Genomic DNA, 24415 nt, shown 5'->3' with positions numbered 1-24415 from the left:
TGCACGAATTTTGAAATCCATTCAAGGTCATTCAAGATATTTCGTGCAAAGAGGCTGTCATGAGCGTGGCGGATCGGGTGCGTGTGGAGGATGTCGAACTCCTCTCCGACGATTGGTATGTGCTGAAGAAAACCACGTTTCTCTATCGCCGCGGCGATGGAAGCTGGCAAAGGCAGAGCCGGGAAACCTATGACCGCGGCAACGGCGCCACCATCCTGCTCTACGATCCTTCGCGGCGTACCGTCGTCCTGACGCGACAGTTCCGCTATCCGGCCTTCGTCAATGGCTGGGACGACCTCCTGATCGAGGCCCCGGCCGGCCTGCTCGACAATGCCGGACCGGAGGAGCGCATTCGCGCCGAGACGGAGGAGGAAACCGGCTTCCGGATCCGCGAAGTCCGGCGCGTGATGGAGGCCTATATGAGCCCGGGCTCGGTGACCGAGAAGCTCTATTTCTTCGTCGCGCCCTACAGCCCGGGCGACCGTGTCGGCACAGGCGGCGGCCAGGCTGAGGAAGGCGAGGACATCGACCTCCTCGAACTCGATATCGACGAGGCGCTGGCGATGATCGCGCGCGGCGAGATCCGCGACGGCAAGACCATCATGCTGCTCTATCATGCCGCCCTGCATCTTTTCGGCAGAGCAGCGGCGGCGGCATGACGCTACAGTTGCGTATTCTCCGGGAAGCGCCGGATCTGGAGTGTCAGGCGCGAAGGCGGGCTGCTCCAGCTACCGATCCGTCTCGATCACGATCTTGCCGAAGGCACCGCGGTCGAGATGATCGAGTGCGGCCGGGAGCTCGGCGAAACCGTAACGCCTGTCGATGACGGGCCGGAGGCCGAGCGCGTCGACGGCCCGCACCAGATCCTCCTGTGCCCGGCGATGGCCGACGCCGATGCCCTGGACCGTGAGGCCCTTGAGCATCAGAGGAACCACCGGAGCGGAAACCTCCACGCCTTCCAGCACGCCGATGACGGAAATGCGCCCGCCCATCGCGGCCACCTGGACGGACTGCCCCAGATTGGGGCCCCCGGCGACTTCGAGGATGTGATCGGCACCGCGATCGCCCGTCAGGCGATGGACGGCCTCCACCCAGTTCTCGCGGCTGCGATCGATGCCATGGTCGGCCCCAAGCTCGCGGACCCGCACCAGCTTGTCGGCGCTGCCGGAGGTGACGATCACGCTCGCCCCGGCAGCCTTGGCGATCTGCAGCCCGAACAGCGAGACGCCGCCGGTGCCCTGTACCAGCACGGTCTTGCCGGCCAGGGGAGCTCCGCGCTCCACCAGCGCGAACCAGGCGGTCAGCCCGGCTACTGGCAGGGTGCTCGCGGCAGCATCATCAAGTATGGCGGGCGCGAAAGTGAACCAGTCCTCGGGAAAGGCGACATAGTCCGCAAGCACGCCTGGCCGCATGCCCCCCAAGGTGCGATAGGGCGGCACCCGGGCCGTACCGTCGTTCAGCCCGTCGATCCAGCCGGGAATGAAGGTGGAGATCACCCGGTCACCCGGCTTGAATCGCGTGCTTCCCTCCCCGACGGCCTCGACGACACCCGCCATGTCCGACGCCGGGGTGAAGGGAAAAGCCAGGGGCTGGCCGAAGCCGGTTTCGATCACCAGCTTATCGCGGTAGTTCAGGGAAACGGCAGCTACCCTGACCAGGACTTCGCCCGCCGCTGGCCGGGGCTTGGCGACATGCTCGAGCACGAGCCGATCGCGCCCGATTGCGTTCATCGACCACCGTTTCATCTGTTCCGTCATGACCGTCTCCATCGAATTCAGGGAGCCGGCACGGTAATGTTGAATTTCATGCACCAGTGGCGATATAATTTCCGATCATTGGTTCCTAGCTATCTACAAGATCGCCCTTGCCATGGTGGATCGTCTCAACGGTGTCTCGGTCTTCGTCGAAGCGGTGGAAGCCGGCGGCTTTGCTGCGGCTGCGCAGCGGCTCAATTTGTCGCGCTCGGCGGTCGGCAAGTCGATCGCCCGGCTCGAAGAACGCCTGGGAGCCCGGCTGTTCCATCGCACGACGCGCAGCCAGGCGTTGACCGAGGACGGCCAGGTCTTCTATGAGCGCTGCCTGAGGGCATTGGCCGAGATCCGCGAGGGCGAGGCCATGCTCGACAGCGGCCGGCGCGACGTCGGCGGCCGGCTGCGCGTCACCATGCCGGCTCTGTTCGGACGGGCCTGCGTCGCGCCGCTCTTGCTCAAGCTCGCGGCCCAGCATCCGGCTCTCGAACTCGAGCTCAATTTCAACGACAGGCGCGTCGACCTGATCGAGGACGGCTACGACCTCGCCATTCGCAACGGCGCCCTCGAATCCGACGTGAACCTGATCACGCGCCGTGTCGCCCAGCAGCGCATGACCGTGTGCGCCGCCCCTGCCTATCTGCGCGAACATGGAGCGCCGCTCACCCTGGCCGCCCTCGCCGACCACCACGCCATTCTCTACGGGCGCTCGGGCCAACCCCGCTCATGGCTGTTTCCGGTGATGGGCGGGCCTGCCGTCGAAATCATGCCCCCGAGCCGTTTCATCTTCGACTCCCTCGATGCCGTTGCCGATGCCGCGGTGGCCGGAGCAGGCCTTGCCTGGATGCCGTGCTGGCTGGTGGCCGAGCGTGTGCGCAAGGGCGAGCTGATCCGGGTACTGACCGAGCATCCCGGCCTGGTCTTCGACGTGCACGCCCTTTGGCCGCGCTCCCCCGTGCTGCCGCTGCGTGTGCGGGCCGCCATCGATATTCTGGCTGCGAACCTCTCGCGCCTGATGAGCAATGAAGTCGGCCTCTGAAGGCGCAATGCGGGTCATCCGGGAAGAAAACGTTCCGAATTGTCATAGCCAGGCTTGACCCGGCTATCCAGAAGCCTCCTGCGCAACGCGGGGACCCAGGCTGGATTGCCGGGTCAAGCCCGGCAATGACAAAGGTCGAGCAAACACGAGGACACTCAGGTGCACCGCATTGGCCTCTGAAGACGCGCCTTCCCGGATCGATCGCTAATCCTGCCGTTCGCTGCCTTCCAGGTGCGAGAACGCCATCCCTTGCCATCGGGCGCGAATGGGGTTATCCAGTATTTAATTAACATATTAAATATCAAGAAATCCAGGTCGATCTTCTCGGCAAGCATGCTTCGAGGCGACAGATCGGGAGCGACAGGAGGAAGCCGTGGCCAATCAGGGCTATTCGCAGGGTGATGTCGCCGGCCGAGATTTCGCGATCGACGCGGATATCCAGGCCGTCGGCAATGCGATCCATCGGGTCACGGCGTGGCGGATCATGCCCCTGCTGCTGGCCTGCTACGTCTTCGCCCATCTCGACCGCATCAATATCGGCTTTGCCAAGCTGCAGATGACGTCCGATCTCGGCTTCAGCAACACCGCCTATGGCCTGGGGGCCGGCCTGTTCTTCGTGGCCTATGCCCTGTTCGGCGTGCCGAGCAACATCATGCTCGACAAACTCGGCCCGCGGCGTGGCATCACCCTCATCATGCTCGTCTGGGGAATTCTCTCCGCCTCGACCTTCCTGATCAGCTCCGCCCTGCAGTTCTATGGTCTGCGCTTCCTTCTCGGCATCGCCGAAGCGGGCTTCTTTCCGGGCGTCCTCGTCTACATCAATCGCTGGTTTCCGCAGCGCCGGCGCGGCCAGGTCACGGCGCTCTTCGCCCTTGCCGTGCCGGCCGCCGGCCTGCTCGGCGGCCCGATTTCGGGCAGTATTCTGGAAAGCTTCCACGACATCGCCGGCCTGCGCGGTTGGCAGTGGATGTTCCTGCTCGAAGGCCTTCCCGTCATCGCGCTGGCCTTGGTGGTCTACGCAGCGCTCCCCGACACCGTGCGCGATGCCTCCTGGCTGAGCCAGCCGCAGAAGGAACATCTGACCGCAATCCTCGCCGCCGAACAGAAGCCGACGGCGAATGTCTCGCTGTCCCAATGCCTTCGCGATCCCCGGGTCTGGCAATTGGTCGGCATTTATTTCGCCGTCATGCTTGCCGTGAACACGATCGCTTTCTGGACACCGGCCTTGATCAATGGCGCCGGTATCACCAGCGATATGACGATCGGGCTCCTCAGCGCCATCCCCTATCTGGCGGGCTGCATCTTCATGCTTGCCACCGGCCATTCCTCGGACAGGTTCAGGGAGCGCCGCTGGCATCTTTGCATCCCCCTGCTCATGGCAGCCGGCGGCCTCGCGCTCATCGGCTTCGATCCCGGCAACCCGGTATCGGCCATGGTTGGCCTGACGATCGCCGGCATGGGTGCCAGCACCTCCCTGCCCCTGTTCTGGCAATTGCCGCCCACCGTGATGTCCGCCGCCGTCCTGGCGGCCGGCATCGCCTTGGTGAGTTCGCTGGGCAATGTCGCGGCTTTCCTCGCCCCCTATTTCCTTGGCTGGATGCGCGACGCGACTCAGAGCTCATCGCTCGCGCTCTATTGTCTTGCGGTTCTCATTGCGATTGGTGGCCTCGCCGTCCTGCGCCTGCCGGCTTCGCTCGTGAATCCCCGCTGACCAAAGGCCGCGGACGCATCGACTGCGGCCGAAGCCTCAGCCGCCATTTCAGGCAAACAATGCCAGCAGGGAAGGCAAGATGCCTCCGCACTAGGCAAATCTGCAATTCTGCCCATGATCTCGCCAATCGATCTACGCAGATCGCTTGCCGCCTTGCACGATCTCGCTCAATGTAACGCCAGATTGCACGTCTGGAGGGATTGCATGGCGGCGTTCGACGAGATGACCCTGAGCGACGGCGCTATACGTCCCGCCTATGCCGATCTCGCGCAATGGCTCTCCACGGCCCCCAAGGAATTGCTGACCCACCGACGCAACGAGGCCGAGCTCTTGTTCCGGCGCATCGGCATCACCTTCGCCGTCTATGGCGACAAGGATGGCGCCGAACGCCTGATCCCCTTCGACATCATCCCCCGCATCCTGGCGGCCCAGGAGTGGAACACGCTCAAAAGCGGCCTCGAACAGCGCGTGCGTGCGCTGAACATGTATATCAAGGACGTCTACGGCAAACGCGAAGTGGTGCGCGCCGGCGTGGTGCCGGAGGACCTGATCTTCAACAATCCGGCCTTCCGCCCCGAAATGGCAGGCCAGAGCGTGCCCCATGACGTCTATGTCCATATTGCCGGCATCGACATCGTGCGCGTCGACGCCGATACCTTCTATGTGCTCGAGGACAATGCGCGCACACCTTCCGGCGTCTCCTACATGCTGGAGAACCGCGAAGTCACCATGCGCCTGTTCCCGGAAGTGGTGGCGCGCCATCGCATCGCCCCGGTCGAGAATTACACGGACGAACTGCTCGCCACCCTGCGCTCGATCGCCCCTCGCACGGCCTCGCGCGATCCGGTCGTGGTGCTGCTGACGCCGGGCATGTACAATTCGGCCTATTACGAGCATTCCTTCCTGGCCGACCGCCTCGGCATCGAGATTGTCGAGGGGCGTGATCTCTTCGTGCGGGACGAAATCGTCTATATGCGCACTACGGAAGGGCCTCGCCGGGTCGACGTGATCTATCGACGCATCGACGACGACTTCCTCGATCCCCTCGCCTTCCGCCCGGATTCGGCCCTCGGCGTTCCCGGCCTGATGACCGCCTATCGCGCCGGCAACGTCACGCTGACCAACGCTGTCGGTACCGGTGTCGCCGACGACAAGGCCGTCTATTCCTACATGCCCGACATCGTGCGCTTCTTCCTCGGCGAGGAGCCGATCCTGCAGAATGTGCCGACTCATCGCTGCCGCGAGCCCGAGGCGCTGGCCTATGTGCTCGACAATCTCGAAAGTCTGGTGGTCAAGGAGGTCTCGGGATCGGGCGGCTACGGCATGCTGATCGGCCCGCACGCCAGCAAGGCCGAGATCGCCGACTTCAGGGCCAAGCTGAAGGCTCATCCCTTCGGCTATATCGCCCAGCCCACCTTGGCGCTCTCGACCTGCCCTTGCTATGTCGAGGAGGGCATCGCGCCTCGCCATGTCGATCTCAGGCCCTTCGTCCTCACCGGTTCGGACAAGGTCCGCATCGTGCCCGGTGGCCTGACCCGCGTGGCACTGAAGCAAGGCTCTCTGGTGGTGAACTCGAGCCAGGGGGGCGGCACCAAGGATACCTGGATCCTGGATCGGTGATATCAGCCATGCATCGCTCGCCCTCCTTCTCCCGTTCCCTCTCGCCCGGACATTGAGCCATGCTGTCGCGTACCGCCGATAACCTGTTCTGGCTGGCCCGCTATGTCGAACGGGCCGAATATCTCGCCCGCATCCTCGATGCCGCCTACCGCCTGTCGTCCCTGCCGGCCTCCTATGGCGGCTTGACCACGGAATGGGAAAGCGCGGTGGAAACGGCCGGATGCGGCCCCGCCTTCTTCGCCGCCTATGAGGAGGCCAATGAGCGGACCGTCACCGAGTTCCTGGCCTTCTCCGCCGAGAACCCCTCCTCGATCCGCAATTGCTTCGAGATGGCGCGTACCAACGCCCGCGGCGTGCGCACCGCCCTCACGGCGGAGATGTGGTCGACCATCAACGACGCCTGGCTCCAGCTCAAGCGCTATGACCCGGCCCGGATGAGCCGCGAGGAAATCTCTCGCTTCCTCGACTGGGTCAAGGGCGTCTCCCTGATGTTCGACGGCTCGGCCTACCGCACCATGCTGCGCAACGACGCCTATGCCTTTGCACGGCTCGGCCTGTTCCTCGAGCGTGCCGACAACACGGCCCGCATCCTCGACGTCAAATATCATGTGCTGCTGCCGCCCTCGGAAAGCGTCGGCGGCAGTCTCGACTATTTCCAGTGGACCGCCATCCTGCGCGCCGTCTCCGCCCTTACCGCCTATCACTGGGTCTACAAGGAAAGCCTCAAGCCCTGGCTCGTCGCCGATCTCCTGACCCTGAACACACAGATGCCGCGTTCGCTTGCTTCATGCTATGAGAACCTGAACGGGAATCTCGACCAGCTCGCTCAGGTCTATGGCCGGCAGGGTCCCGCCCAGCGTCTGGCTCGCGTGACCCAGTCGCGCCTGCAGAATCTGAGCATCGACGAGGTCTTTCAATCCGGTCTGCATGATTTCATCACCGACTTCATCACCGACAACAACAATCTGAGCACGGCGATCGCCGAGCAATATCTGATCTGACGAACCCATGCGCATCTGCGTTGCCCACGAAACCGTCTATCGCTACGAGCGGCCGGCCAAATCCGTGATCCAGACCCTGCGGCTGACCCCGCGCTCGCATGACGGCCAGCATGTGGTGCGCTGGCGCATCGACGTGGACCAGGATGTCAGGTTGAGCCAGTCCGAGGATGCCTTCGGCAATATCAGCCATGCCTTCACGGCGATCGGCAGCATCGAAAGCCTGCGCGTGCGCGTGGAGGGCGAGGTCGAGACCCACGACAATGCCGGCGTGCTGCACGGCGTGATCGAGCGTTTCCCCGTCGCCCTCTATCTGCGTGATACCGACCTCACCCAGGCCGATGCTCCGATCCGGGACTTCGCCCACCGGAGTGCCGGAACAGCGGGAGGCGGGCTTGCCGCCTGCCACGCCTTGATGCAGGCGATTCATGATCGCATCGAGGTCAGTGGCGACCCGAAGCAGCCGGCAGTGGGCCTGACGCAGGCATTCGCCGCCGGCAACGGTGTCGCGCAGGACGCCAGCCATCTGTTCATCGCCTGCGCCCGGACGCTCGGCATACCCTCGCGCTATGTCAGTGGATTGCTCTGGCAACCGCCGACGCAGCAGGGCAGCGCCAGCCATGCCTGGGCAGAGGCCTATGTCGAGGGTCTGGGCTGGGTTGGCTTCGACCCGGCGCTGTCGGTCTGTCCGACCGTCCAGCACATCCGCGTCGCGGTCGGCCTCGATTATCTGGGCGCGGCGCCGGTACGGGGCGCCCATTACGGTGGGGAAGGCGAAAGCCTGGAGGTCACCGTCGATATCGGTGAAAAAGGCGAGCGTCCTCAGGCGCAGCGCCAGTCGCAGAGCTGATCAGACCCGGTGCTTCACCGGCTATCGCTGACGCCAGATATCGCTGAGCAGATGATCCGCTGCCATGCCCAGGCCGCGCGCGATCGGCACACGCACGATCGGCATTGGGCAGTCTCTCAAGGCCGGCTTGAATCGTGTTCGTGCTCGTAGCGTCGCACCAGGCCCGGCCGCAATTTCGGAGCCAGTTTGCTGACGGCGAGCAAGACCAGTATGCCGAAGACATAGCCCACCTGCAGGGCGATGGCGATGGCCACCATGTCGATCAAAGCGGTCCCCAAGCCGAAACCGGCCATCCAGATGATGAGGGCGCTGCCGATCGAAGCGATCAGGGCAATGATCGTGAATGCCAGTACCGGAACAAAGGTCCCGCATACCACGCCCAGCACCATCGCGACGATGACAGGCCAGATCACGAACATAGGTCTCTCCAACTATCCCGTTGGTCTGCTACGAAACTCGGCTTTCATTCTACCTGTCTGTAGCGGGATCGATCTTGCCGATACTGGGCCCCCGGAGTCTAGCAAAAACTCCTTCGAAAGAAGGGGGCTGGCTTTTTTTACCTGAAACCAACTTCCATACATGACGATTTCGGACAGTGGGTTCTTTCGACGAAAGAAGCAATGCCCTATTCGGATGAGGTAGGCGTTATATCGGACCAGTGCACACAACTGCATGACGGCAGGGCCGCAAGGCTGCCGGTATGCGCCGCCAATGGCATCTGCCTGCACAGGCGGTGTCAGTCCGAATGCTTCGCGTCGGCAAGACGAGAGGGATCGATCACCTTGCCGGGATTCATGAGATCCGCCGGGTCGATAATCGCCTTGATCGCGTGCATCAAGCTGAGCTTGACCGGATCCGCCGTGGCATAGAGGGCATGGATGCGCTTGGAACCGACGCCGTGCTCGGCCGAAAACGAGCCGCCGCGCTGGCGGATGCCGCCATAAAGCACCACTTCCACCCCGGCGATGTCGTCCGCTGTCAGCGCGTCTTCCGCCCGGTTGAGCATGATATGGAGGTTGCCATCGCCCAAATGGCCGAAGACGAAGGGAGCGAGCCCCGGCGAGACGCCAGCAAGGCCGGCGATGCTGGCGCGCACATAGTCGTCCACTTGCGACAAGGGTAGCGAGACGTCGAAGCTGGGTGAATTGGGATAGTCGACATAGATGACGGCCGATTCCTCGCGCAGCCGCCAGATCGCCTGCTCCTGCGCCAGCGAGCTTGCCAGGACGGCGCTGGTCTCGGGATGGGTTTCCAGCAATTCCTCATAGATTGCAGCCAGTTCCTCCTGCAGCGCCGCTTCGTCGGCGCCGCCGAGGGAGAGGATGAGATAGATCCGGTGTTCCATGGAGAAATCCGGTGCCGACCAGGCGAAATGGCGGGCGGCATAGCGGAAATAATCGGCCCACATCGCCTCGGCCGCGCGCAATTCGCCGACCCGTGCGTCGAGTGCCCGCCGGATGGCGGCCAGGGCGGCGGGCACGGAGTCGAAACCGAACAGGGCCACGGCATGGGCCGGCGGTACGGCGTCCAGCTTGATCGCGACCTTGGTGACGATGCCGAGCGTTCCCTCGGCACCGATCAGCAGGTGCTTGAGATCATAACCCGCCGAATTTTTCACCACCCGGGTGAGGTCGGAATAGACGGAGCCATCCGGAAGCACCGCCTCCAGACCGAGGATGCGATGGCGCATCACGCCGTTGCGGAAGGCCATGATGCCACCGGCATTGGTGGAGATCATGCCACCGATGGTGGCGGAGCCGCGCGCCGGCAGGTCGATGCCGGGCTCGAGGCGGTGGACGAGCGCGGCCTCCTGCAGGGCCTGAAGCGTGCAGCCGGCTTCCACCACGGCGACGCGCTCATCGGCGACGAGCCGCTCGATCCTGTCGAGGCGGCGGGTTGAGACGACGATCTGTCCCGCCGTCGAGACACCGCCGCCGACGAGGCCGGTGCGTCCGCCCTGCGGCACCATGGAGACGCCATGCCGAACGCACAGCCCCACGATGGCGGCCACCTCCCCGGTCGTCCCCGGCGAGACGACGGCGGAGGCGCCGAGATTGTGCGGTTCCTCACCCGGATCGAGCTCGGCGATCGCAGCACCGGTGCGGATGTTGGCGGCGCCTACCGCCGAGGCGAGATCGGACAGGAAGCCTGCCGGCAGCGCGTTTTCCTGCTCGATCATCGCCTTACCTCATCGTCTTTCGCCGTGGGCGCTCAAGCCGCGCGGCGCAGGGCCTGCGCCATGCAGTGGATGCCGCCGCCCGTCTTGGATATCTCGCTGGTATCCACCGCCGCAACCTCGAATCCACGGGCCTTGAGCTGACCGATCAGGCTCTTGCTCGCCGTGGGCGCGATGATGCGGTCATTGCCCAGCGACATGAAGTTGCAGCCGAGTGCCATGGTGTCCTGGAACGGCACGTCGATGATCTCGTGGCCCTTGGCCTTGAGCCAGTCGACGATGCCGGGCTCGGTGCAGGCCAGGCATACCGCGGTCAGCTTCGGGGCGATCGGCACCACCATCAGGTCGATATGGACGTAATATTCGTCGATGAAGGCGAGACGGACCTCCCAGCCTTCCTTCTCGAACCACTCGGCGACCTGGCGGGCGCCCTCCTCCTGGGTGCGGGCACCGCCGCAACCGATCAGCACGCAGCCTTCCTCGATCACGTTGAAATCACCGCCCTCGAAGGTCCCTGATGTCACCATGTCGTAGATCGGGATGCCCATCTTCTCATAGGCACGGATGGCGGCGTAGTTCTCGCCGCGGCGCCACCAATTGGCCATGGCGGTGATGACGACGCCATAGGGGGTCATCACGCTGGAATCGCGCGTATAGACCTGCATCGGCAGTTCGACTTCCGGCTCCAGCCAGTGGATGTCGACGCCGAAATGCTCATAGGCCGAAGCCAGTTCCTTGTGCTGGGCCTGCGCGGTCTGGATGTTGCAGGGCGCCTCGCGCAGATGCTTGCGCGACAGGGAGCTGGTCGCCATGTGCCTCAGATAGGCCGGCGAGCCGAGCAGGACGTCGGTCAGCCTGTCGGTCTCGTTGCGAAAGCCCCAATGCTTGAGCGGCTTGGTGCCGCCGGCAAGGTTGCGGCGGCGCAGGGTGAAGGCGTCGTCGACATGGATCTGTTCGATGCGGTTCATGGTCGTTTCCCTTTTCATCAGGTGGGGATCCACCATTCGCGCCCGCGAGTGGTGGTGACATATTCGGGCCAGCGAAAGCCGATCGGCGGCGGATAATCGGCCAGCGGCGGAATCCAGCTGGAGCCGCCGATACCGCCACCGGTACGTTCTTCGAATTCACGGCGGGCGGCGGCGCGCGCCTCCCCGTCCTCGATCAGGCGCAGGGCCGAAAGCGCGATCGTCTTGGCGGCCGTCGTCACCATCGGATCGATGGTGGCCGGCATGCCGCCGAGCGCATTCATCACCCAGCCCGGATAGGTATAGCCCTCCGGCGCCCTGAGAGCCGGCCGGGCCACATAGAAGCGGGCCGTCGGGGCATGCCAGCTCATGTCGGTATAGTCGTCCGACGTCGAGTTGAGCTGGGAGGGCGGCAGGTCCCGCCGCAGGATCGCCTCGGCTTCCTGAGGGGCGATCAGGCGTTCGCATTCGGCCAGGAAGGGCTCTTCCATCGGTTCCAGGCCGAGATTGACCTGGATCTCGCGGGCGAGCCGGCAGGCTTCTTCGCCCCAGCGCGGCGCTCCCACCGTCGACATCGCGTCCCACACGACATTGGCGATGGCGTGGTTGGCCAGGCCCGGGCGCGACTTGCATACCCAGTGGCGTTCATAGCGGCAGCCTGTCATCTGCGCCGCCATCTCGGCATTACGGTCGAGCATGGCGGTTGCCTGCTCGGCCATGTCGAGCGTGGGCATGCGCATCATGTATTGGATTTCGGCGAGGCCCGCGGGAAGATTGTCCGCCGTTGCCTGGCCGGCCGTCAGGATCGCCTCGCTGATCGACCAGCCGCCCTGGTGGGTCAGCATGGAGTCGCGCAGGGCCTTGGAGGCCATGTACATCATCATCAGCGCGTCATTGGCGCCGGGCGCGCGCACGGCCGAATGCGACTGCGGGATCGGCGCGCCGGCGGCCCGGTTCCAGGCCTCCGGCTCGTCGCAGACGAAGCGATAGATCATCGAATAGGCGGCGCCGCAATGGGTATCCCAGCGCACCGTGTTGCACATCGGCAGCATGTAGAAGGGATGGAAGGAGAGCATACCGTCGAGGCCGTCATAATAGCCCTTGGCGGCATGGAGGGGCTTGGAGCCCCTCACCTTCTCGGCCGGTTCGCCCGTGAAGCGCAGCGTGCCGGCAAGGCCGTGGCGCTCCATTGCCTGCTTGGTGGCGAGCAGCCCGCCCAGGCTGGAGGTGCCGAGCGCCGAATGGGGATCGGTATGGCCGCCGGCATGCTCGCTGAGGCCCGGCCGCGGGCGCTTGACGGTCGCCGCATCCTGGCAATTGCCGGGCACCGCGTCATATTCGGCATACATGCCGATGGTCGGCCCGCCCGGCTTGCCGGTCCAGTGCGCGCAGAAGGCGGTCGGCATGCCGGCCGAGCCTTCCTCCACGGTAAAACCGTGCCGGCGCAGGAGATCGACATACCAGCGGGCGGATTGATATTCGCGCCAGGCCGTCTCGCCGAAATCGAAGATCGTGCGTGTCCAGGTCGACAGGTCGCCGGCGATGGCATCGACATGCGCAAGCGCCGTTTGCTGAGCTGAACTGGTCACTTCCTACCTCCCTGATTGACGGGGAGGATAAGCGGTGAACATCACTATCAAAAAGTGATATGTTTTGCCTGTTTGAACAAATTCCATTCACCTTTAGGCAATCTTGCCCGAAATCTGGTGAGAGATTTCCGGAGTTCCCTTGCGCATTCCCTCCACCCAGGCCCTGCGTGCCCTCGACAGCTTCGCCCGCCACGGCAGCGTCTGGCGTGCCGCCGAAGAGCTCTTTCTCACCCGCAGCGCCGTCAGCCACCAATTGCGCCTGCTCGAGCGCGATCTCGGCTTCGACCTGCTGGAGCGCAACGGCAAGGGCGTGATGCTGACCGTCCGCGGCCGCCACTATGCCAACGAGGTGCGCAAGGCCCTCACCGTCATCGGGGATGCCTCGCTGCAATATGGCGACAAGGGCGTCGTCGGCACGCTGCAGGTGAGCTGCACGCCCGGATTTGCCTCGCTTTGGCTATGCACCCACATCGCCGAGTTCCAGGAAATGTATCCGGACGTGTCATTGCGCGTGGTGACGCCGCGGCGGCTCGACGACGTCTCCAACCCCGATGTCGACCTCTTCATCACCTTCGGCGACGGCAATTGGCCCAATCGGGCGGTCGAGTTGCTGTGCGAAGTCCAGTTCACGCCATTATGCAGCCCGGCTTTGCTCAACAAGGTCGGCGGTCTCAACGAACCCTCGGACGTATTGAGGGCACCACTGCTTCACCTGGGCGATTTCGACGATTGGACGCGCTGGCTGGCCCTTGCCAATGTCGAAAATCCCAATGCCGAATGCGGCATGATCTTCTCCGACATGAATCTCGTCTTCGCCGCCGCTACCGCCGGCCAGGGCATCGCCATGGGAGATGAACTCACCTGCCGTACCGCCATGAAGGCCGGCCAGTTGATCCGCCCCTTCGACCTCGCCATCAAGTCGCCGCGCTCCTATTTCCTGGTGATGGAGCATGCCAAGATCGGCCATGCGGTCTCGCGGGCCTTCGCAGACTGGTTGAAGTCGGCCTTGGCGCAGACGAGCCCGACATACCGCCCCAACTATGGCTGAACGGCTGTAGCGGGCTACCCGTTGGGGTGAATCAAATTTTTCCCCAGAGGCAACAACATTCAATTGTCGTGAACGATAATCACGCTTAGGCTTTAAACGGTTTTCCAAAGCGTTTTGCGATTTGACGAAATCGGCAAGAACCGCAAAGACGCGTCGAAACAAGGAATCGGAGCAAAACGCGTTCATCCCTGAATGCGCTTTGCTCTAGGAGGACATGCATGGCGCAAAACGGCGGGGTAGCGCCCGGCAAAGCAGCCGGTCATTCGGGCATCGAACACGCTGCCGAGATCCGGGCCGAAGGCATCGGCAAGACATTCGGCAAGTTCGAGGCGCTCAAGGGCGTTTCCCTTACCATTGCCCGCGGCGAATTCCTCACCCTGCTCGGCCCCTCGGGCTCCGGCAAGACCACCTTCCTGATGATCCTCGCCGGCTTCGAAAAGCCGACGGTCGGCCGCCTCACTCGCGACGGCACCGATATCACCACGCTTTCCGCCGAAGAACGCGCCTTCGGCATGGTGTTCCAGGGCTATGCGCTGTTCCCGCATATGACGGTGGAACAGAACATCGCCTTCCCCCTGCATATCCGCAAGGTGCCCGGCGACGAGATCCGTCGGCGCGTCGGCGAGATGGTGGCGCGTGTCGGCCTGTCCGGTCATGGCCACAAGCTTCCTGCCAAACTCTCCGGCGGCCAGCAGCAGCGCGTGGCCCTGGCGAGGGCTCTGGTATTCGAGCCGCCCGTGCTCCTGCTCGACGAGCCCTTTTCGGCTCTCGACAAGAACATGCGCAACTCCATGCAGGACGAGGTCAAGCGCCTGCATGAAGAGCTCGGCACCACCTTCATCTTCGTCACGCACGACCAGAGCGAGGCAATGGCGCTGTCATCGCATGTAGCGATCTTCAACCAGGGCCAGCTCCTGCAGGTCGGCACGCCGCAGGAGGTCTATGAGAAGCCGACCAACCGTTTCGTCTCGGAATTCCTCGGCGACATCAATCTCCTGCCGCTGCACGACGTCCAGCGGGAAGCCGGCAACGCCCGCGGCTCCTGCGACGGAGCCCTGCTCGACGTGCCGTCCCAGAGCCATATCGGTAAGACTGGCATCCTGGCGATCCGCCCCGAGCATATGGATGTCTCGGCCAGGCCGCAGGTAGAATCCCTCAACTGCCTGGCCGGCACCGTGACGGCCTCGACCTATCTCGGCTCGGCCACCAAACTGTCCCTGACCACCAAGAGCGGCACGCCGGTGAGCCTGACGCTGCCGACGGATCGCGCAGCGGAGGCCTTGGCAAACGGGCCGGACCTTTGGCTCACCTGGCCCAAGAGCAAGGGATTCCTGTTGCCGGAAGATGCGTAAAGCAACTGCTTCTCCTGCAATAAAACACTGTAAAAAACAAATAATTATAACGAAATTCTCACCATCCGCCTTCGCATACCCAACAGGGGAACATCGGCTATGAATGAAGCCTTCCAGAAAGACTGTCTCGAAATCCTCGCCTCGAAGGTCGAAGCCGGCCAGATCAGCCGCCGGCGTTTTGCCCAGCTCGCCGCCATGGTCCTCGCCGGCGCTCCCTTTGCCCTGCGCACCGGCCCGGCCCGCGCCGATGGCGGCCAGCTCGTCCTCGTCAACTGGGGTGGCGATGCCATCAAGGCCTATGACGCCGCCTATGGCCAGCCCTTCCAGCAGGAAACCGGCATCACCGTGAAGGAAGACGGCACCGGCCCGACCGAAGGCGGCATCACCGCGCAGTTCAAGAGCGGCAAGCCGACCTGGGACATCGTGGACGCCGACCCGTTCTCCGCCATCTCCCTGGGCAAGCAGGGCATGCTCGAGCCGATCGACTACAAGGTGGTCGACAAGTCGAAGTTCCGGCCTGGCTTTGGCTGGGAACATGCCTCCTCGACCTATTTCTTCTCTTATGTCATTGCCTATGACGCCTCCAAATTCGGCGACAAGCCGCCGACCGGCATGGCCGATTTCTTCAATGTGGAGAAGTTCCCCGGCAAGCGTTCGCTCTACAAATGGGGCGCCGGCATGTGGGAGGCGCTGCTGCTCGGTGACGGCGTGGCGCCGGAGAAGCTCTATCCGCTCGATCTCAAGCGCGCCCACGACAAGCTCGCTGCCTTCAAGGACAATGTGGTGTCCTATTGGGGTGGCGGCGCCGAAAGCCAGCAGGTGTTGTTGAATGGCGATGCCTCGATGGCGCTGATCTGGTCCACGCGCGCCTCGGTGCTGGAGAAGGATTCGGGCGGCCAGATCAAGTTCATCTGGGATCAGGGTCTGATCTCGCCCGGCGCCATGGCGGTGATCAAGAACAATCCCGGCGGCAAGGACAATGCGATGAAGTTCATCGCCAGCGCGCAGGATCCCAAGAAGCAGCTGGTGATGTTCGACATGCTCGGACAGGGCCCCGCCAATCCGGCCACCGATGCCCTCATCCCCGCCGACCAGAAGCGCCTCAATCCGGTCGATCCCGCCAATATGAGCAAGCAAATCGCGCTCGACATGAACTGGTATGCCGAAAATTACGGCGCCGCGCTGGACGCCTACACCAAGATCATCTCGGCCTGACCTTTCATCCACTGCCCGGGCGGCCTCCAAGTCCGGGCAGTGAAGACATGCGAGAGCTTTGATGCGCAAGCCCTTGTCTTCACTTTCATTCCTGGTTCTGGCAGGGCCGTTGCTGGCGTTCCTGACGCTGGTCTATCTCATTCCCTTCCTCGGCGTGGCCCAGTGGAGCATCACGCTGCCCGAACCCGGATTGACGCAATATCAAAGGCTTGCCGGCGACCCGCTGGTGCTCTCGGTCTTCCTGCGTACCTTCCGCATCTGCGCCATGGTGACGGTGATCACCGTCATCGCCGCCTATATGATCGCCTATGTCTGGGTGCGTGGCACGCCGCTACAGCAGCGCCTGGCGGAATTGTGCATCCTGATCCCCTTCTGGATCTCGGTGCTGACCCGCGCCTTCGGCTGGCTGGCGCTGCTCTCCAATCGCGGCCTGGTCAACAGCTGGCTCCAGAGTCTCGGCTTCATCTCGGAGCCGCTGACGCTGGTGCGCAACGAGTTCGGCGTCATCATCGGCATGACGCATTTTCTCATTCCCTTCGCCGTGTTTCCGCTGGCCTCGGCCATGCGGAGCCTGGACGAACGCGTCTTTCTGGCCGCTCGCGGCATGGGTGCCGGTCCGCTGCGCATCTTCTGGAAGGTCTTCGTGCCGATGACCTTTTCCGGCATCATCGGGGCCACGCTCATCGTCTTTGTGTTCGCCCTCGGCTTCTTCGTCACACCCGCCATTCTCGGCGGCGGCCGCAGCGTGATGGTGGCCGAACTCATCTATCTGCGCATGTTCCAGAGCCCGGATTGGGGCCTCGGCGCGGCGATCAGCGTCACGCTGGTGGTGATCGTGGCAGCGCTGATGGCCCTGCTGTTTCGCTATGCCCGCCTCGGCGATACGGGAGTGTCCAAATGACATCGCATCGCCCCGGCCTGATCGCCCTCACCGCGGCGGCCCTCGTCGCCGTCTTCCTGCTGCTGCCGCTATTGGCCGTGGTGCCGGTGTCGTTCACGGCAGCCCGCTACCTCTCCATGCCCAACGGCAACTACGCCCTGACCCATTACCGTACCCTGTTCACCAATCCGGACTGGGCGAATTCCATCCTGCTCAGCATCCGCATCGGCGTGGTTTCGAGCGCTCTCGCCACCACGCTGGCGACCCTGTTCTGCGTCGGCATCTGGATGTTTCGTCCCCGCTTCGGCGCCGCCCTCGTCGGCTTCGTGCTGCTGCCGATGATCGTGCCGCCGGTCGTCTCGGCGATGACGCTCTATTTCCTGCTCACCGGCCTGTCCCAGGTCAGCTCCCTCGTCGGCTTCGACACCTGGCTCGGCGTGGTCCTCGCCCATGTGGTGATGATCGTCCCCTTCTGCGTGGTGCTGATCATGGTCTCGCTCAGCCAGGTCGACCGCCGCATCGATCTCGCCGCCCGCGGCATGGGCGCCAGCGTCTGGCAGCGCGCCACCCGGATCATCCTGCCTAACATCAAGTTCGGCCTGCTGACCGCGGCGATGCTGTCCTTCGTGCTGTCCTGGGAGGAAATCGGCGTCACCCTCTTCATCACCAGCGTGAATGCGATCACCCTGCCCCGGCTGATGTGGAGCGGGGTGCGCGACAACATCGATCCGGCGATCGCCTCGATCTCCGTCATCCTGATCGTGCTGACCACGCTGGTGCTGATCATCCGCATGGTCTATTCGAGCCTGCGCTCGGCGCCGAAGCATTAGGTCCCCTGCCGCTTTTTGCCGCTCTCCCGACCGGCCTTGCGCCCGTAGGCGGCAAACGAATCTTGCTCTATGGGAAGGGCGTGGCAGCCTGAGGGTTCAGGCTTGCTTGGGGGGCACCGCCGACAGGCGGCTTGGGAGTTCAGTCGATGACCTATTGCGTCGGGATTTCGGTTCGCGAGGGCCTGGTGATGATCGCGGATACGCGCACCAATGCCGGCATCGACAACATCGCGACATTCCGCAAGCTGCATGTGTTCGAAGAGCCGGGCGAACGCGTCCTGGCGGTGTGCACCTCCGGCAACCTCTCGGTGAGCCAGGCCGTGCTGGACCATATCCAGGAGGGCCTGGAAAATCCCGATACCGGCGCCGTCGATACGCTGATGAGCATGCCCAGCATGTTCAAGGCCGCCCAGCTGATCGGCCGGGCCATTCGCCAGGTCTACGCTACCGATGGGCGCAGCCTGGAGGAGCACAACAGCCGCTTCGACGTGGCCTTCCTGTTCGGTGGGCAGATCAAGGGCGGCAAGATGCGGCTCTTCATGATCTATTCGGCAGGCAATTTCATCGAGGTGACGGCCGATACCCCCTATCTGCAGATCGGCGAGCACAAATATGGCAAGCCGATCCTCGACCGCGCGGTGAACTACGAGACGGAAATGCCGGACGCCCTCAAGGTCGGCCTGATCTCGATGGACTCCACCATGCGCTCCAATCTCGGCGTCGGCATGCCGATCGACATCCTCACCGTGCGGCGGGACGCGCTCAAATCCGAAATCAGCCATCGCATCGAGCCGGGCGAGCCCTATTTCCACGATCTGCGCGAGCGCTGGTCGGCGGCCTTGCGGGCCGCCCACATCGCCATTCCCAGGCCACCCTATATCATCGGCAAGACGGGCGTGCTCGACACGCCCTGAACCGGAGCGGATCGGCGCGTGCCTTGCTGGAGCAGGCCGCCGGAACGCCCCGGAAAATCCGCCAAATCTGGAATGACGTTAAACAAGAACGTGATGGTTCGTGATCGCCGAACCGGCCGCACGGGCTGGAAAGTCGTGTCTGACTAACCTAAGGCTGCGTTCCCCTCAGCGACCACGGACGGAGCAGCATGTCGCAATCCTCGACGCAATCGACCCTCCAGGCCTATGCGCCGACCATTCTTTCCCTCGTACGCATCGTCGCCGGCCTGATCTTCCTGGCACACGGCACCCAGAAGCTGTTCGGCTTTCCGGCGCTCCCGCCCGACCGCGAGATCCCCGTCTTCGGCCTGATGTGGTTCGGCGGCATACTTGAGGCCTTTGGCGGCCTGCTGATCGTGATCGGCCTGTTCACCCGCCCCGTCGCCTTCATCCTTTCCGGGCAGATGGCCGTGGCCTATTTCATGTTCCACGCGCCGAAATCCTTCTTCCCGGCCCTGAACGGCGGCGACGCCGCCATCCTCTACTGCTTCCTCTTCCTCTATTTCGTTTTCGCCGGCCCGGGATCGATCAGCGTGGACGCGGCACGCAAGCGGTAGAATCGAACCACACCCATCGCCCGGGTGCCCAGATCCGCCATGGATCGACAAGATGAGGATGAGGCGCTAGGTTGCGCTCCCTGAATCGGCACAGGGTCGACCTGGGTTTGAAACCAGACCCATCTCTTCCCGGGCCGATCCTCCCCACCATGGAGATGACTGCCCCGGCCATCGGGGCCTGTCGCCCGGAGCAATAAGCGCGGTTGTCAAACGCCTTTGTTCGGGCTCCTCATTTCCAGACGCCGCGCGATTTCCCGGGGGGCTTCCACCCGATCGTGCGGCGCGTGGTGGGGATCATGGCCAATACCGGGCCTGTGCCGGTCGCTCACGCGATCCGGCCCGGGTTCGCTTCTGCCTGGACTGGATGGAATGAAATCGACGCTGCTTTCGATCGCCCTGATCGCCCTTGCCCTGACACCCGCCTCAGCACGCCAGAACGTCAAGCCCGGCCGGACCGAGGCCGGCCTCGCCAAACTGGCCCCGGCCGACCGGTTTCAGCAGGCCTGCGACATCGAGTTGATGGAAAGGCTGCGCCACGAATCCCGCCCCTACAAGCCCGACAGCGTGATCGCCTATGCGCTGGGCGATCCGCATGTGACGGGCGACACGCTCAAGGGCGACGGCGGCGCCTTCCGCAGCGGCGGGATCTGGTATCAATATTCCTTTACCTGCGAGGCGACGCCCGATCGCATGAAGGTGATATCGCTGGAATACAGGGTCGGCGAAGCCGTCCCGCGCGACGAATGGGATTCCCACGGCCTCTCCATCCACTGATCCCCTTCAACCCCGGATAGGCGAACGGGCATGGGCAAAAACGGTTTGATCGGCGTCATTCGTCGGATCCAGCGTTTTCCGGTCAAATCCATGGGCAGCGACATCCTGGACACGGTGGAACTGCGCTGGAACGGCCTGGCGGGTGACCGGCAATATGCCTTCGTGAAAACCAATGATCGCGGCCGCTTTCCCTACCTCACCGGCCGGGATCTGCCCGATCTCCTGCTCTACCGCGCCCGTTACCTCAAGCTGGAGGATCCCAAAACCTCGACGCTGGTCGTGCACTCCCCCAAGGGCGGCGAATACGACATCGACGATCCCGCCTTGTGCCGGGAATTGAGCGAGGCGGCTGGCGAGCCCGTGCACCTGATGCAGCTCGGCCGAGGCCATTTCGACAGCGCCGTCATCTCTCTGGTGAGCACGACGACGGCCGGCCGCCTGGCGCAGGCCCATGGCGGCGATATCGATCTGCAACGCTTCCGCATCAATCTTCTGATAGAACCCGCGGATGCCGAGAGCTGGGAACGGGATTGGCTCGACAAAAGGGTCACCGTCGGCAACCGGGAGGTCCGTCTGCGTACCGACCGGCCGATCGAGCGCTGCGTGATGATCACCCTCGATCCACAGACGGCCCAGCGCACTCCCGCGATCATGAAGACAGTCGCACGTCAGTTCGCCAACCAGATCGGCATTTACGGCACCGTCGAGCAACCGGGAACGATCGGCCTGGGCGACGGCATCCGTTTCAGCGATTGAGCGGCTCAGATGGCTTGGCCGCCCGAGACCTCGATCCGCTGGGCGTTGACCCAGCGATTGGCGTCCGACAAGAGGCTCGCGATCATCGGCCCGATGTCCTCGGCCACTCCGGCTCGCCCAAGCGCGGTCATCTGCGCAAAGATCTTGTTGATACTGGGATCGTCGCGAACGGCACCACCGCCGAAGTCGGTCTCGATCGCGCCCGGCGCCACGGTATTGACCGCAATCCGCCTTTCACCCAGTTCCTTGGCCAGATAGGTCGACAGAACCTCCACGGCCCCCTTGGCCGCGGCATAGGCTGCATAGCCTGGATAAGACACGCGTGTCAGGCCGGAAGATAGATTGACGATGCGACCGCCATCCGCCATCAGCGGCAGCAGGGCCTGGGTGAGGAAGAGAACGCCCTTGAAATGGACGTTGACCAGGGCATCGAACTGCGCCTCGGTCGTCTGGCCGATCAGGGCGTAGTCGCCATGGCCAGCATTGTTCACCAGATGATCGAATGTCCCCCGCGACCACGTGTCGTGCAGCGTTGCCCGCACCCTTTCGGTGAAGGCGGCAAAGGCTGCGACGTCACCTGTATCGAGTTGAAAGGCGATCGCCTTCCGGCCCATGGCCCGGATTTCAGCGACGACCGCCTCGGCATCCTCGCTCCGGCTGCGATAGGTGAGGATGACATCGCCGCCAAGGCGGGCAATATTGAGGGCGGTGCTGCGACCAAGACCGCGACTGGCCCCGGTTACGAGTGAAATCCTGGTCATCGGGCAAACTCCGTTGGTGTGACGGCCTCCGATATCGGGCCAAACCTGCCTTCGGTGTTGCTGGAATCTCGATGTTTCTTGCCTAATCCTCCAAGAGGCATGCAGGACGGACGCGAAGCGAGTAGGCTGTCACCATGACCGCCCTGCTTGAAGCCATTCGCCGCCATGCCCAAGTCCACGCCGACTCGAATGGTATCGCGGCCACGCCGATTCCGGGTCTCACCACCGTGCGGGCGACGGCGCCCAGCGGCCTGGTTCATGCCATCTCCCGCCCCCTCGCCTGCCTTGTGCTGCAGGGAAGCAAGCATGTCACCATGGGCATGCAGGCTTTCGACTTCGCGGCTGGCGATTCCCTGCTGATCACCGCGGATGTGCCGACCGTGAGCCAGATCACCCACGCCAGCGCCATGGCTCCCTATCTGTCGCTGGTGCTGGAGCTGGACGCTGCCGTGATAGCCGATCTGGCTGCGCAGATGAATGCCTTTGGCGGAGCCGACCATGCCCCGGTACGCGTCCAGCCCACCGATGCTGAGGTCGCCGACGTGGCACTACGGTTGATGCATTTGCTCGATCGACCGGCTTCGGTGCCGGTGCTGCAAGCCCAACTCGTGCGTGAGATGCATTACTGGCTGTTGGCCGGCCGTCACGGTACGGCAATACGACGACTGGGCTGGCCCGATGGCCACGCACAGCGCATCGCACGTGCCGTCGCTATACTGAGGGCCGAATTCATGCAGCCCTTGCCGGTCGAGCGCTTGGCCGCGGCTGCCGGCATGAGTTCCTCCTCATTTCACCAGCATTTCAGGTCGATAACCTCGCTCTCTCCCCTGCAATTCCAAAAGCAGCTGCGCCTGATCGAGGCCAGGCGATTGATGCAAGCCGAGGGTATGGGCGCGAGCGGGGCGGCATTCTCGGTCGGCTATGAGAGCGTTTCCCAATTCACTCGCGAATATGGCCGGTTGTTCGGCCTGCCGCCGGTTCGCGACACCAAGGCAGCAAGGGAACGCGCTCGAACGGCCGCCTGAATATCGACGGGACTGTCGCCGGCGCGCCTCAGAAGATGGCCAGCGCGCCCTGGAAGATGAGATAGCCGAGCCCGGCCGTGATCAACAGGCCCACGCTGGTAGCGATATAGCCAGCCAGGATGACGGCGCCATCGCGCTCGACCAGGCCGAGGCCGAGGATGCAGATGGGAATGCCGAGCGGGATGTTGCCGATGATGGGGATCGGCAGCAGCAGGGCAAGGCCCAGCACCAGGGCGACGATGCCAACGATCCGCCGGGACCGCGCGTCGGCGAACAGATGCAGGCGCGGCTTGGCAAAACGCTCGACCCACTGGATCCAGGGCTCCGCCTTGGTGACGATACGCTGCAGATCCTTGCGGGCGAAGCTGCGTTTGGCCAGGAATTGCGGCAGCCAGAGATTGTCGCGCCCCATCACCATCTGCGCCGCGATCAGGGCGACGATGATGCCGCAGATCACCGGAATGCCCGGCGGCATCGGCAGGCAGTTGGGTATGCCGAAGAGCAAGAACAGAATACCGAAGGCGCGGTTGCGCATGGCGGCCGTCAGGTCGCCGAAATAAATGCGCTCCTCTCCTTCCGCCGAGGCAATCGCCGCAAGGAGTTCGGATGTTCTGGGGTTACGCGGTTCCAAAATTAGGCTGACTCGTGGGATCCTTGCCGGGCTTATAGTGGGACTCTGCGACAATTTCGAGATGATTGTGCGAGCGAACGCTAAACGGGGCGCGGCATTTGCGGATGGGTGTTGTGCTTTTGCCGCATAGTTCCCTTTGCAGCACAGCATTCCATGCTGCATTGCAAGACCCCGCACTCGTGCTGTCTTGTCGCAGGCGCCCTTTGCCGACCTTGTTCGAAAAATCGCAAAAATCGCGAAAAACCCCGCAAAAACGACCCTCAACTTTTCGAGCTTGTCACTTGACCACCGAAAAACGGGGGTCCAGACTGGAATCATTCCGATCTGCTTCATGAGAGTCCTTGGTTCAGACCACCAAATGAATGGTGGCGAACGCAGAGGGGACAACAGATCGCGAACCGGTTGGAGGACCCCATGGCTTCCGTTTCGCTTCTCGTCAATGGACGGGAAATTACGGCTGATATTGACCCACGTACTTTACTTGTCGAATTTCTGCGCGAGCACCTCAGGCTTACCGGCACCCATGTCGGCTGCGATACCAGCCAATGTGGTGCCTGCGTGGTGCATATCGACGGCAAGGCCGTCAAATCCTGCACCACCCTCGCCGTCCAGGCCAGCGGCGGCTCGGTGACCACCATCGAGGGCCTCGCCAACAACGGCCAGCTCCATCCGATGCAGGAAGCCTTCCGCGACAATCATGGCCTGCAATGCGGCTTCTGCACGCCGGGCATGATCATGACCTCGGTCGCCATGGTCGACCGACTCGGCGGCGATCTCGACGAGGCCACCATCCGCCATGAGCTGGAAGGCAATATCTGCCGCTGCACGGGCTACCACAACATCGTCAAGGCGGTGGCGGCAGGAGCCAAGGCCATGACCGAAGGCCAGACGCTGCAGGCGGCCGAATAAACGTTCTCTCCCGGACTGCGTCACCCAA

The 24415-nt window shown here is 63.5% G+C and carries 24 protein-coding genes; 17 read left to right on the top strand and 7 right to left on the bottom strand.

The window, feature by feature from the left end; all coding sequences use genetic code 11:
* The first annotated feature begins 59 nt into the window (after positions 1–59).
* On the top strand, positions 60–659 hold the full coding sequence (locus ACIGJE_RS14795; RefSeq protein WP_311938862.1) for an NUDIX domain-containing protein: 600 nt from the start codon (positions 60–62) through the stop codon (positions 657–659).
* Between the two features lie 69 nt (positions 660–728).
* Here the strand turns inward: ACIGJE_RS14795 and ACIGJE_RS14790 are convergent, their stop codons facing one another.
* Positions 729–1757, bottom strand: coding sequence for a zinc-dependent alcohol dehydrogenase family protein (locus ACIGJE_RS14790; RefSeq protein WP_415085745.1), 1029 nt, complete (start codon positions 1755–1757; stop codon positions 729–731).
* A 115-nt stretch (positions 1758–1872) separates the two neighbouring features.
* Between ACIGJE_RS14790 and ACIGJE_RS14785 the strand changes: the two genes are divergently transcribed.
* The 5 genes from ACIGJE_RS14785 to ACIGJE_RS14765 all read left to right on the top strand — a co-directional run bounded on the left by ACIGJE_RS14785 (position 1873) and on the right by ACIGJE_RS14765 (position 7966).
* Positions 1873–2787 (top strand): LysR family transcriptional regulator, encoded by a 915-nt coding sequence (locus ACIGJE_RS14785; RefSeq protein ID WP_415085757.1) that lies wholly within the window; start codon positions 1873–1875, stop codon positions 2785–2787.
* 373 nt (positions 2788–3160) lie between these two features.
* Positions 3161–4498, top strand: a complete 1338-nt coding sequence (locus ACIGJE_RS14780; RefSeq protein WP_311938857.1) for an MFS transporter — start codon at positions 3161–3163, stop codon at positions 4496–4498.
* Between the two features lie 204 nt (positions 4499–4702).
* Positions 4703–6118, top strand: coding sequence for a circularly permuted type 2 ATP-grasp protein (locus tag ACIGJE_RS14775; protein WP_311938855.1), 1416 nt, complete (start codon positions 4703–4705; stop codon positions 6116–6118).
* A 59-nt stretch (positions 6119–6177) separates the two neighbouring features.
* Positions 6178–7119: an alpha-E domain-containing protein gene (locus ACIGJE_RS14770; RefSeq protein WP_311938853.1), complete on the top strand. Its 942-nt coding sequence runs from the start codon at positions 6178–6180 to the stop codon at positions 7117–7119.
* Positions 7120–7126: 7 nt separating this feature from the next.
* A complete protein-coding gene (locus ACIGJE_RS14765) occupies positions 7127–7966 on the top strand; it encodes a transglutaminase family protein (RefSeq protein ID WP_415085741.1) in 840 nt (279 codons plus the stop codon).
* A gap of 116 nt (positions 7967–8082) precedes the next feature.
* Here ACIGJE_RS14765 and ACIGJE_RS14760 read toward each other — a convergent pair whose 3' ends face one another.
* The 4 genes from ACIGJE_RS14760 to ACIGJE_RS14745 form a co-directional block, all read right to left on the bottom strand.
* Positions 8083–8385: a hypothetical protein gene (locus ACIGJE_RS14760; RefSeq protein WP_311938847.1), complete on the bottom strand. Its 303-nt coding sequence runs from the start codon at positions 8383–8385 to the stop codon at positions 8083–8085.
* A 317-nt stretch (positions 8386–8702) separates the two neighbouring features.
* Complete coding sequence (locus ACIGJE_RS14755) at positions 8703–10145, bottom strand: FAD-binding oxidoreductase (protein WP_415085739.1); 1443 nt, start codon at positions 10143–10145, stop codon at positions 8703–8705.
* A gap of 32 nt (positions 10146–10177) precedes the next feature.
* Positions 10178–11110 carry a dimethylarginine dimethylaminohydrolase family protein gene (locus ACIGJE_RS14750; protein ID WP_311938844.1) on the bottom strand — a complete coding sequence of 311 codons (933 nt, stop codon included), beginning with the start codon at positions 11108–11110 and terminating at the stop codon, positions 10178–10180.
* A 17-nt stretch (positions 11111–11127) separates the two neighbouring features.
* Entirely contained in the window at positions 11128–12696 is a 1569-nt protein-coding gene (locus tag ACIGJE_RS14745) for a zinc-binding metallopeptidase family protein (RefSeq protein ID WP_394309514.1), read from the bottom strand.
* Positions 12697–12835: 139 nt separating this feature from the next.
* Here ACIGJE_RS14745 and ACIGJE_RS14740 point away from each other — a divergent pair, with 139 nt between their 5' ends.
* The 9 genes from ACIGJE_RS14740 to ACIGJE_RS14700 all read left to right on the top strand — a co-directional run bounded on the left by ACIGJE_RS14740 (position 12836) and on the right by ACIGJE_RS14700 (position 21061).
* Complete coding sequence (locus ACIGJE_RS14740; protein WP_311938840.1) at positions 12836–13744, top strand: LysR substrate-binding domain-containing protein; 909 nt, start codon at positions 12836–12838, stop codon at positions 13742–13744.
* Positions 13745–13962: 218 nt separating this feature from the next.
* The gene (locus tag ACIGJE_RS14735) at positions 13963–15096 is read left to right on the top strand and encodes an ABC transporter ATP-binding protein (RefSeq protein ID WP_367626702.1); all 1134 of its coding nucleotides are present in this window, start codon (positions 13963–13965) and stop codon (positions 15094–15096) included.
* Between the two features lie 99 nt (positions 15097–15195).
* Positions 15196–16311 carry an ABC transporter substrate-binding protein gene (locus ACIGJE_RS14730; RefSeq protein ID WP_367626703.1) on the top strand — a complete coding sequence of 372 codons (1116 nt, stop codon included), beginning with the start codon at positions 15196–15198 and terminating at the stop codon, positions 16309–16311.
* A gap of 61 nt (positions 16312–16372) precedes the next feature.
* A complete protein-coding gene (locus tag ACIGJE_RS14725; RefSeq protein WP_367626704.1) occupies positions 16373–17212 on the top strand; it encodes an ABC transporter permease in 840 nt (279 codons plus the stop codon).
* Entirely contained in the window at positions 17209–18021 is an 813-nt protein-coding gene (locus ACIGJE_RS14720) for an ABC transporter permease (protein WP_415085734.1), read from the top strand. The genes ACIGJE_RS14725 and ACIGJE_RS14720 overlap by 4 nt, the downstream gene beginning before the upstream one ends.
* Before the next feature lie 146 nt (positions 18022–18167).
* Positions 18168–18935, top strand: coding sequence for a proteasome-type protease (locus ACIGJE_RS14715; protein ID WP_311938829.1), 768 nt, complete (start codon positions 18168–18170; stop codon positions 18933–18935).
* A gap of 188 nt (positions 18936–19123) precedes the next feature.
* Positions 19124–19531: a DoxX family protein gene (locus ACIGJE_RS14710; RefSeq protein ID WP_311938827.1), complete on the top strand. Its 408-nt coding sequence runs from the start codon at positions 19124–19126 to the stop codon at positions 19529–19531.
* A gap of 369 nt (positions 19532–19900) precedes the next feature.
* Positions 19901–20305: a DUF930 domain-containing protein gene (locus ACIGJE_RS14705; protein ID WP_311938825.1), complete on the top strand. Its 405-nt coding sequence runs from the start codon at positions 19901–19903 to the stop codon at positions 20303–20305.
* A gap of 30 nt (positions 20306–20335) precedes the next feature.
* A complete protein-coding gene (locus tag ACIGJE_RS14700) occupies positions 20336–21061 on the top strand; it encodes an MOSC domain-containing protein (RefSeq protein WP_483677811.1) in 726 nt (241 codons plus the stop codon).
* 5 nt (positions 21062–21066) lie between these two features.
* Here the strand turns inward: ACIGJE_RS14700 and ACIGJE_RS14695 are convergent, their stop codons facing one another.
* Positions 21067–21822: an SDR family NAD(P)-dependent oxidoreductase gene (locus ACIGJE_RS14695; protein WP_394309524.1), complete on the bottom strand. Its 756-nt coding sequence runs from the start codon at positions 21820–21822 to the stop codon at positions 21067–21069.
* 134 nt (positions 21823–21956) lie between these two features.
* On the opposite strand from ACIGJE_RS14695, the gene ACIGJE_RS14690 reads away from it, so the two are divergent.
* Positions 21957–22847 (top strand): AraC family transcriptional regulator N-terminal domain-containing protein, encoded by an 891-nt coding sequence (locus ACIGJE_RS14690; protein WP_311938819.1) that lies wholly within the window; start codon positions 21957–21959, stop codon positions 22845–22847.
* A gap of 28 nt (positions 22848–22875) precedes the next feature.
* Here the strand turns inward: ACIGJE_RS14690 and ACIGJE_RS14685 are convergent, their stop codons facing one another.
* Entirely contained in the window at positions 22876–23478 is a 603-nt protein-coding gene (locus tag ACIGJE_RS14685) for an exopolysaccharide biosynthesis protein (protein ID WP_105862748.1), read from the bottom strand.
* Between the two features lie 414 nt (positions 23479–23892).
* Here ACIGJE_RS14685 and ACIGJE_RS14680 point away from each other — a divergent pair, with 414 nt between their 5' ends.
* Positions 23893–24387: a (2Fe-2S)-binding protein gene (locus ACIGJE_RS14680; protein ID WP_311938816.1), complete on the top strand. Its 495-nt coding sequence runs from the start codon at positions 23893–23895 to the stop codon at positions 24385–24387.
* Positions 24388–24415: the final 28 nt, after the last annotated feature.

The sequence above is a fragment of the Labrys sp. E2SS-1L genome, assembly GCF_057073705.1.
The sequence above is the reverse complement of the archived record's forward strand: the minus strand, read 5'-3'. Positions and strand labels throughout refer to the sequence as shown.